Consider the following 10168-nt stretch of genomic DNA (forward strand, 5'->3'; position numbering starts at 1 on the left):
AGAAACTGGAGAAGCTCTACGAGGGCAAGGCCAAGAAACTCTACGCAACCAACGATCCGGACATTCTCTGGGTCGAATACATGAATCAGGCGACCGCCGGCAACGGCGCGAAGAAAGCCCAGATCGAAGGCAAGGGCGAGCTGAACAATCACATCACCTCTGTCATCTTCGACCTGCTCAAGGCCCGAGGCGTGGAAAGCCACTTCGTGCAGCGCTTGTCCGACACCGAGCAGCTGGTGCGCCGCATGGACATGTTCCCGCTTGAGATCATCATGCGCAACACCGCCGCAGGGTCGTTTGCGAAGCGCTACGGCGTCGCCGAAGGCACGGAGCTGAAAAAGCCGATTCTCGAATTCTGCGTGAAGTCCGACGAGCTGGGCGATCCCTTCATCAACGATGACGGCATCATCGCCCTGGGACTGGCCAGCGAAGAGGAGCTTGCCACGATCTCGCGCCAGGCGCGCGCGGTCAACGATGCGCTGCTCGACATCTTCACGAAGATCGGCGTGCAACTGGTCGATTTCAAAATCGAAGAGGGCAAGACCGGCGACGGGAAGATTCTCCTGGCCGACGAAATCACCCCCGACACCTGCCGCCTGTGGAACAAGGGCAGCAAGGATGGCAAGGTCGAGCATCTCGACAAGGACCTTTTCCGCCGGGATCTGGGCGATATCATCCCCGCATACGAGGATATCTACGCGCGCCTGACCGCATTGGCCAAGGACGAGGGCATCACCCCCAGCGCATGATCGCAATCGCCTGCATCCGTCAGCCTCGGGTGCAGGCGATGCTCATTTATCCAGTGTCATGTCACACTGCATTGACCACAAGCCATACGGCACTCTGTGGAATGAAACACTGTGAAACGAAATACTCAGTGCAGTACACACTTGACGCAATATGGCACTCAGTGCAATACAGCACTCGGTGAAGACCGCAAGCATCCAACAATAATCGCATAGGCATTCCGTGTATTCCGTGCTCAAGCACCGACCGAAGGACAGGACAAGAGTGGCTCAGACAAACACCGCGGCACAGGCAAACGCAACGGCGCATGACAATCATGACAATGCATCCGTGTTCCGTATCTACGTGGAGAAGAAGCCCGGATTCGACGTTGAAGCGCAGCAATTGCGCAGCGAGCTCGTCACGATTCTGGGCATCACGGGCATCACCGGGCTGCGCATGATCAACCGCTATGACGTGCAGGGCATCGATGCCGCGCTGTTCGATCAGGCCGTGGCGACTGTGTTCAGCGAGCCGCAGGTCGATACGGTTTCCGAGACGCTTCCCGGAATCGACAACAAGGCCGGCGACAATACCGCAGCCGGCGCCGCATCCAACGCCATCTTCGGCGTGGAGTACCTTCCCGGCCAGTTCGATCAGCGGGCCGATTCCGCAAGCGAATGCATCCAGCTCATCTCCCAGGGCGAGCGCCCCACCGTGCGCACAGCCAGAATCTACATCATCGCCGGCGACCTCTCCCCCGAGGACTTGGCAGCCGTCAAGCGCTATGTGATCAATCCGGTCGAATCGCGGCCGGCCTCGCTCGACCCGGTGACCAGCCTGAACGACGAGGTCAAGCAGCCCGGATCAGTCGAAATCCTCAGGGGATTCAACGAACTGGACGAACAAGGCCTGGGCGATTTCCTTGCGGATCGCGCTCTGGCGATGGATCTGGCGGATGCGCAATGCTGCCAGCGCTATTTCGCCGGCGAGAAGCGCGAGCCGACCATCACCGAAATCAAGGTCATTGACACGTACTGGTCCGATCATTGCCGCCATACGACCTTCGGCACGCGTCTTGACGACATCGCCTTCGACGATGACAAGGTGAGCGAGGCCTTCAACCGTTATCTTGCGATGCGCAAGGAGCTGGGCCGCGACGCGAAGCCGATATGCCTTATGGATATGGCCACCATCGGCGCGAAATGGCTTGCGACCAAGGGCCTGCTCACCGGGCTGGACGAGTCCGAGGAGATCAACGCGTGCACCGTCAAGGTCAAGGTCGACGTGGACGGGCGAGACGAGGACTGGCTGTTCCTGTTCAAGAACGAAACGCATAACCATCCCACGGAAATCGAGCCCTTCGGCGGCGCGGCCACCTGCATCGGCGGCTGCATCCGCGACCCGCTTTCCGGCCGCTCCTATGTATATCAGGCGATGCGGGTCACCGGTGCCGGCGACCCGACTGTGCCGGTGAGCGAGACATTGCAGGGCAAGCTTCCCCAGCGCAAGCTGGTGACCGGGGCCGCCGCTGGATACTCTTCGTATGGCAACCAGATCGGCCTAGCCACCGGGCAGGTGGACGAAATTTACCACCCGGGCTACGTGGCCAAGCGCATGGAAGTCGGTGCCGTGGTGGGTGCTACGCCAGCCGATCATGTGCGCCGCGAAACCCCGACTCCGGGCGACAAGATCATTCTGCTGGGCGGGCGTACTGGCCGCGACGGCATCGGCGGGGCCACGGGCGCTTCGCAGTCTCTGGACGTCACCTCGACCACTGAGCTCGGCGCCGAAGTGCAGAAGGGCAACGCACCTGTCGAACGTAAGCTGCAGCGGCTCTTCCGCCGCAAGGACGCCTGTCAGCTCATCAAGCGCTGCAACGATTTCGGCGCAGGCGGCGTGTCGGTGGCGACCGGCGAAATCGCCGACGGGCTGATCATCAATTTGGACGCGGTACCCAAGAAGTACGCGGGACTCGACGGCACCGAGCTGGCCATATCCGAGTCGCAGGAGCGCATGGCAGTGGATGTCGCCGCTTCCGATGTGGACGAATTCCTCGAATACGCGCGCCAGGAGAATCTTGAGGCCACGGTTGTCGCGACCGTCACCGAAGAGGCTCGGATGCGCATGAACTGGCAGGGCGACGCCATCGTCGACCTGAGCCGCGCCTTCCTTGCCTCGAACGGTGCCGAAAAGCATCAGCGGGTGCAAGTGGGGCCGAGCAGCAACTATGCCACGCCGGCATCGTGGAACTCGGGGACATTAGCGGCGCGCATGCACGCGCTGGTGAGCGATCTGAACGTCGCTTCGAACAAGGGGCTTGGTGAGCGCTTCGATTCGACCATCGGCGCAGGCACGGTGCTGATGCCCTATGGCGGTTCGCGTCAACTCACGCCGAGCCTGGCGATGGTGGCGAAGCTGCCGGTCTTCGGCGAAACGACCACTGCCTCAGCCATGGCGTGGGGCTTCAATCCCTACATCATGGAGCGCGACCAGTTCACCGGCGCGTATCTTTCCGTGGTCGAGTCGCTGTCGAAGCTCGTGTCCAGCGGCTTCAAGCGCGAGAACGCTTATCTGAGCCTGCAGGAGTACTTCGGCAAGCCCGGCACTGAGCCGAGCCGTTGGGGCAAGCCGTTGGCCGCAGTGCTCGGCGCGCTGAACGCGCAGGTCGATCTGGGCGTGGGCGCCATCGGCGGCAAGGACTCCATGAGCGGCAGTTTCGAGGATCTCGACGTGCCGCCGAGCCTGATCTCCTTCGCCGTGGCCATCGGACCGGTGAACCACGCCACTTCGCCTGAGTTCAAGGGTGCCGGTCATCGCGTCGTGCGCATCGCGCCGCGCTATGCCGCCGACGGATTGACTCCGGATACTGAGGGCCTGCTGGGTGCGATGACCGCCGTCGAGGAGCTTATCGAAGACGGTTCCGCGCTAGCGGTCTCCACGCCGGGCTACGGCGCGAGCGCCGCGGCGCTGTTCGAAATGACCGTAGGCAACGGCATCGGGCTTGCGCTTGAGCCGGAAATCGCGGTTGACGATCTCTTCAAAGCCGCATATGGCTCGTTCTTCGTGGAACTGGCCGATGGTGCCGCACTGCCGAAGGTGACTAACCGGGTGTGCATGGGCACAATCGGTACCACGACGGCGGATTATGCGTTCCGTACGAGTGCGGAAACGTTGGATCTCGCGCAGGTGCAGGAAGTCTGGGAGGGCGGCATCGAATCGGTGTACCCCTACCGCGCGGACGGCCCCCAGGTCGAGACGATCAGCCATATTGCTGGTCAGACGACTCGCCGTTCCGGCACGAGCATCGCCAAGCCGCGCGTCGTGATTCCCGTTTTCCCCGGCAACAACTGCGAATATGATTCGGCGGCGGCATTCGAACAGGCGGGCGCCGAGGTGAGCACGCTGATCATCAACAACCTCACCCCGGGCGCTGTCGCGGAATCGACCGCGCGTCTGGCGCAAGAGATATCCCGCAGCCAGATCGTCATGATTCCCGGCGGCTTCTCCGGCGGCGACGAACCGGACGGCTCGGCCAAGTTCATCACCGCGTTCTTCCGCTCGCCGCAGGTCACCGAGGCCGTGCGCGACCTGCTGAACAACCGCGATGGACTGATGCTAGGTGTGTGCAACGGCTTCCAGGCACTTGTCAAGCTCGGTCTGGTGCCTTTCGGCGACATCGTGCCGATGACGGCCGAATGCCCGACGCTGACCTTCAACACCATCGGTCGCCACCAGAGCCGCCTCGTGCATACGCGCGTGGCCTCCGACCTGTCGCCGTGGCTGTCCAAGACGCAGGTCGGCGACATCCACACGATTGCGATATCCCACGGCGAAGGCCGTTTCGTCGCCCCGCAGCCAGTGCTCGACCAGCTCAAGGCCTCCGGCCAGATAGCGACGCAATATGTGGACGAAAACGGCGTGCCAGGCATGAGTCTGGACGTGAATCCGAACGGCTCCCTGCTTGCCGTCGAAGGCATCACCAGCCCCGATGGCCGCGTCTTCGGCAAGATGGCCCACTCCGAGCGCTCCGGCGCAGGCCTATACCGCAACGTCCCCGGCACCGAACGCCAGCCGATCTTCGAAGCCGGAGTCGAGTACTTCACGGCGTGAGCGGGTTGCGCTGGATCGGCGCAGGCTAGAGCAAACCGGTATACATAGCATAGGTAAGGCCGCTGGGGAATCGGGCACCGCATGAGTGTCGTACGATTCTCTGGCGGCCTTGCTTGTCATTCCGTCCGTATACCTGTCAATGAACGAGTATCAAAAGATTGGCATACAGGCCAAACGGTTCCCAGTAGCCAGTAGATGTTGTGTGTGAATCTGAATTTACCCCGACCTCAGTTCGCTGGCAATGTCGTGGATATATAGCATGAGACCTGGTATAGCGGCGCCGATGCGCATTGTGCCTATGACGCACGTTTTGTTCCGGAGATAATGACGGCGTAACGCAGGACTTTTGGCGTGTTCATCGGCCATCGCAAGGGAAGTGCTGCGGACAGTACGGTCTGTTCCTCGATTCGACCGCCAGCATCACGGATAGCAGCCAATACGCACTCACGACTTCCGTAGATCTTCGTATCATCGAATAAATCAACAAAGGCAAAACGACCACCGTCCGCTACAACCCTGATGGCCTCGGCGATGCTCACGTTTTTGTTGTCAGCATCTTTGACTTCATGAAAGGTAAGGCAACTCACCACGCGATCAAACTCGCCATTTGAGAATGGCAACCTTGACACGGAACCATGAACGAATGCTATTTGCGGAACATGTTCCAATCTTGCATTCCGTTCTGCCTGAACCCGCGCAAACTGGCCCCACTCCCCAGGCCAGTAATCCAGGCCGATGAATTTCCCCGGCCACGTCTTCGCAAGCTTGATCAGCAGTTCGCCGCTCCCGCACCCGATATCGAGATAGTTCTCGCCGTCGCCTACCCGCTCGACGATCTGCTGATGAATATTTGCCTGAATATCATCGCCTTGCGGGCTCAGCCGCCACGATGTCACACTGATGACGACAGCGATGTAGATACAAGGCACCGCCACTATGGCCAACGCAAATCCAGGCCTCCAGATGACGCCAGCCACAAGTGCCGCAAGCACAATCACCACCGAAAGCATCCAGAACAATCGGATTCTCGATGGCTTGATCCAAGTCGGGTAACTGGGCATATCACGCATAGCTCCATGATAAGTCTGCGCCGTCCCACATTCGACTGACTACATTGCTCCTTCGCTGCCTATACCCGCATCTTCCCATCACCCGGCTTATCCAAATCATCTAGGGCGATGATTTCTTCAAGCGGAATCGCCGTGTGGTCTTCGAGCACGAGGGCTTTCCGTTCTCGGTCGATAAGATGGATGATGCCTTCTGCGGTGATGTAGTCGCCGCCGTCCTTGCTGCCATCCTTGCGAAAATAGGTGATTGCGAGCCGATGCCGGGATTCGCGCTGATCCAAGGCGCGTTGCAGCTTCGCGTTGAGTTCGCGTTGTGCGTCCTCGTCCAGCAGCACGCGCTGATGCGTTTCGCGTGCCGCTTCCATGATGATGGCGTCGTATCCGGTGAGCGCAGCGAATGGCATGAACTGCGCGGCGCGACTGCGCAGAGCCATCCGCGCGTGGGTGCGTGACTGGTGGTGCGGCATCGCGATGATGTCATCGTAACGATGGGTTGCTTCAAGCGTCATGCGGCATGACCTCCTATCTGCGCGTTGCGCTTGATGCCGGTGGCGCCTTCTTCCAAATCCATGCCTTTGACAATGGAGTTGCGGCCGAATCGTCGCTTGACACCGATCATCGCACGCTGCACTTCGAGTTCGTTGCGCTGATCCTGTTCGGCTGCCTGACGGGCCGCCTCCTCGTCGTCTCCGCACGAGAACAGGTCAGGCTGCTCATAGCGCTGCTCCCCCGTGCCCGATGCATATGCCGGCCGCAGCCGACCCACGACGACGTTCATCCGGCGCACCATAAGCAGCGGGTCGGTCACGCGGTCGTAGAGCGCCATCATAGCCTTGATGATGACTTTGGATGACGACGTGTACGAACCAAGCTTCGTCGTGCCTCGTGAAGGTTTGGGCACCTTGCGTCCAAAACGGTCCTGCACCACGGCTCGCGATGACGGCTTGCGCATGACGGCACCGACGTCAATGCCTTCTGCACCGATGCTTTCGACGTCGGCACTTTCAGCGCTGCCGTTCTCCTCATCGGTACCTTCTCTGCCAGCATACCTACCGCCAGCATGTCCCTCGCCAGCACGGTCAGCGGCACCAGCACCAGCAGCACGTGCTTGGCCAGTGCTGATACTGGCACTGGTACCCGGCGCAACATTGTTCAGCCGCTCATAGCCGACATACAGCCCGATCTGATCGGTCTGCATCCGCTTGTCCACCATTTCCAGGACGAGCATATCGGTCATCTCCTTGATCACGAGCCGGGCATGCTTCCAGTCATAGGGCGTTTGGAGCACCTGACCGGAACTCATGCTGGTGGCCGCAGGCTTGTAGGCCTTGATCTCCTCGATGGTGCAGGGTTCGTAGCCCCAGGCATGGTCGATGAGCAGCTCGGCGTTGATGCCGAACATTCGGTAGAGCAGATCCTCGTTGTAATAATCGCAAGATCTGCCTGCTGAACAGCGAGCGATATCCCCCATCGTGAGCAACCCGTGCGCTTCAAGCTTCTTCGCATATCCGCGCCCAACCCGCCAGAAATCGGTCAACGGCCTGTGCGCCCACAGCAGCTGACGATACGACGTCTCATCGAGTTCGGCGACGCGCACGCCGTCCTCATCGCCCGGAATATGCTTCGCCACAATATCCATCGCGACTTTGCTCAGATACATATTCGTGCCGATTCCGGCTGTGGCAGTCAGCTTCGTATCCTTTTGGATATCATGCACTATCGCAACCGCCATCTCATGCGCGCTCATGCCCGAAGCCTTGAGATAATGGGTCACGTCCATGAACACCTCATCAACCGAATACACATGGATATCCTGCGCACCCACGTATCGCAGATAAATGGCATACACTTCCGCACTGCGCTGCAAATACCGCGCCATCTTGGGCTTGGCGGCGATGTAAGTCGCCTTCAGATTCGGCGACGCGCTCAGCTCATCGGCATCGAAAGACTCCCCTTCGAGACGCCTTCCCGGGGCGTTCAGGCGACGGCGCTCATTGACCTCCGCCATCTTCTGCACCACTTCGAACAGCCGCGCACGACCGGGAAGGCCATATGCCTTGAGCGAAGGCGAAACCGCCAGGCAGATCGTCTTCTCGGTGCGGCTGACATCGGCCACCACCAGATTGGTCGTCAGCGGGTCAAGGTTGCGCTCCACGCATTCGACGGAGGCATAGAACGATTTGAGATCGATCGCTATGTAAGTCCGATCTGCCATAGCTCGCCTCCTTATGCGCTCCTTCGTGGCCGGTTTCCGATTCGGTAGGTCATACAATACACAAGCAGTAGAACATATGTTCGAACTCGTGTCGTACGTAAGAATGCACGGTTTCGGAGTTTTGGGGAGTTGTTTTCGTATTATGGTTGCATGACTGTTGAACACAATGCGCCCGACGACAACGAGACGACCGCGAAGGTATTCAAGGCGCTGTCAGACCCAGTTCGGCTTGAGATCGTTCGCTATCTGAAAAAAGTCGGGCGAGGCGTGACGTGCAAGGAAGTCGGCCTGGCAGTCGATATCACCAGATCCGCCGGATCCTACCATTTCCGCACATTGCGCGAGGCTGGCCTGATTCACATGCGCAAGGACGCGCGGGAAAAGTACGTCACCCTCGACTACGAGGCCTTCGACCGGTACGTCACCCACTTCTTTGACTCCCTGAACTAGGAAATAAACACCCATTACGGCGTAGTCATCACTCCGTTTTATAGTTTAACAATTGTTTAATTATTCAACTATAAAACAGGAGATCCTATGCATAGGTTATATCCGGATGCCACCTCTTCCGAGGCGGAATGACCCAGCAACCACAGCGGTGCCCAGGAGGTCACGTCACCGTTGTCCAACCAAAGAGTTTCGCAGGGGTGGCTGATGGCACTAACCTCATTGGGCATCTTCATGGCGATGATGGATTCGATGATCGTGACGACGGCTTCGGGCGCGATAGGACGCCAGTTCGGCCTGGATGTGGTGCGCTTGCAGTGGGTGCTCAACGCGTACAACATCACGATTGCGGCGCTGCTTCTGCTGGGCGTCGCCATCGGCGACCGGATCGGGCGGCGCAGGACCTACATCCTCGCGCTTGGCCTGTTCACCTTGGGGTCAGCAGCCTGCGCCTTGTCGGTAAGCTTCGCATGGCTGCTGACCGGGCGGATCGTCCAGGGCGTGGGCGCGTGCGCGATGACGCCCATGTCGATGACGATTCTGACCTCGGCGACTCCGGCAAGCAAGCGAGGCGGCGCGCTGGGCATATGGAGCGGCGTGGGCGGTCTGGCTCTGGTCGTCGGCCCTGCTTTGGGCGGGCTGATCACCGCGTCCTTGTCGTGGCAGTGGATCTTCTGGATCAACGTGCCCATCGGCCTGGCCGGCATGATCCTCGCGCACTATAAGCTGCCCGAGTCGCGCGTGCCCGCCTCCCGCATTGACCCGTTTGACGCGGTGCTGGTCGTGGCCGCGTCCGGGCTGGTGGTCTGGGCGCTCTCCGAGGCGCCGAACGTGGCGATGCGCCTGCCTGCGGGCGTGGCCGGCTTGGCCAGCGTGCTGGCTGCCGTGGCGTTCGTCACCAGGCAGCGGGGCAAGGACCATTCTCTGTTGCCGCTGCGCCTGTTCTCCTCCAAGGCACTCTCGGGCGGGGTGGCGGCCACGTTCCTGCTGTATGCGGCGATGTACGGCGTCGTGTTCTTCCTGCCGCAGTATCTGCACGCGGCCCTCGGCCTGGGCACGCTGAGCGCTGGACTGGGTCTGCTTCCCTGGACCGGCGCGTTCGCCGTACTCTCTCCCTTCGCAGGAAGGCTTGTCGACCACTATGGCGAACGCAACATGGCGCTGGCGGGCATGGCGATGCAAGTCGTCGGCTATGCGAGCCTTGCCGCTGCCGTGCTCTTCGGCGGCTGGTACTGGCTGCTCGCGGTCCTCTTGGTCCTATCAGGAGCCGGTCTCGCCCTGGCCGGGCCCGCGTTGCAGAAGGGCGTGCTGGGATCCGTCGAACCCATGCTCATGGGCAAGGCCTCGGGCGTGTTCAACATGTTCCGCCAGCTTGGCGGCGCGGCGGGAACGGCCCTGTCCGTCATCGCCTTCCGCCTCGCCGCCGGCACCTTCGCCGCTGGGTTCGGCTCCGTGCTCGTGCTCTCCGCGCTCGGTGTGTATCACCATGTCAAGTTGTGCGGGAAAATCACCGGAATTGAGCAGTGGCGGCGCCTGTTTTGCGCAGGGTTGGCGGTTGCCGTCGTCCTTGGTTGTTGTTAGTTGTTCATGAGTGAGTGTG

7 protein-coding genes are annotated in these 10168 nt (G+C 60.5%); 4 read left to right on the plus strand and 3 right to left on the minus strand.

All coding sequences use genetic code 11. From position 1 onward, the window contains the following. Window positions 1-749, plus strand: a 749-nt coding sequence (purC, locus tag LKK40_RS10665) for a phosphoribosylaminoimidazolesuccinocarboxamide synthase (RefSeq protein WP_304310550.1), incomplete at its 5' end; no start/stop codon positions are given. A gap of 343 nt (window positions 750-1092) precedes the next feature. After that, entirely contained in the window at window positions 1093-4839 is a 3747-nt protein-coding gene (locus LKK40_RS10670) for a phosphoribosylformylglycinamidine synthase (RefSeq protein ID WP_434735139.1), read from the plus strand. 296 nt (window positions 4840-5135) lie between these two features. Here the strand turns inward: LKK40_RS10670 and LKK40_RS10675 are convergent, their stop codons facing one another. The 3 genes from LKK40_RS10675 to LKK40_RS10685 are packed head-to-tail and all read right to left on the minus strand — an operon-like array spanning window position 5136 to window position 8121. Then, window positions 5136-5909: a class I SAM-dependent methyltransferase gene (locus LKK40_RS10675; protein ID WP_304310551.1), complete on the minus strand. Its 774-nt coding sequence runs from the start codon at window positions 5907-5909 to the stop codon at window positions 5136-5138. A gap of 59 nt (window positions 5910-5968) precedes the next feature. Further along, entirely contained in the window at window positions 5969-6415 is a 447-nt protein-coding gene (locus LKK40_RS10680; RefSeq protein ID WP_304310552.1) for a hypothetical protein, read from the minus strand. Continuing rightward, window positions 6412-8121: a type VI secretion protein ImpB gene (locus LKK40_RS10685; RefSeq protein WP_024463680.1), complete on the minus strand. Its 1710-nt coding sequence runs from the start codon at window positions 8119-8121 to the stop codon at window positions 6412-6414. Before LKK40_RS10685 ends, LKK40_RS10680 begins: the two co-directional genes overlap by 4 nt. Window positions 8122-8271: 150 nt before the next feature. On the opposite strand from LKK40_RS10685, the gene LKK40_RS10690 reads away from it, so the two are divergent. Both LKK40_RS10690 and LKK40_RS10695 read left to right on the plus strand, forming a co-directional pair. Further along, on the plus strand, window positions 8272-8571 hold the full coding sequence (locus LKK40_RS10690) for an ArsR/SmtB family transcription factor (RefSeq protein ID WP_304310553.1): 300 nt from the start codon (window positions 8272-8274) through the stop codon (window positions 8569-8571). Window positions 8572-8775: 204 nt separating this feature from the next. Next, window positions 8776-10149, plus strand: coding sequence for a DHA2 family efflux MFS transporter permease subunit (locus LKK40_RS10695; RefSeq protein ID WP_304310554.1), 1374 nt, complete (start codon window positions 8776-8778; stop codon window positions 10147-10149). The last annotated feature ends 19 nt before the right edge of the window (window positions 10150-10168 follow it).

This window comes from Bifidobacterium tibiigranuli, from assembly GCF_022655035.1.
In the GTDB taxonomy this organism is placed as follows: domain Bacteria; phylum Actinomycetota; class Actinomycetes; order Actinomycetales; family Bifidobacteriaceae; genus Bifidobacterium; species Bifidobacterium tibiigranuli_A.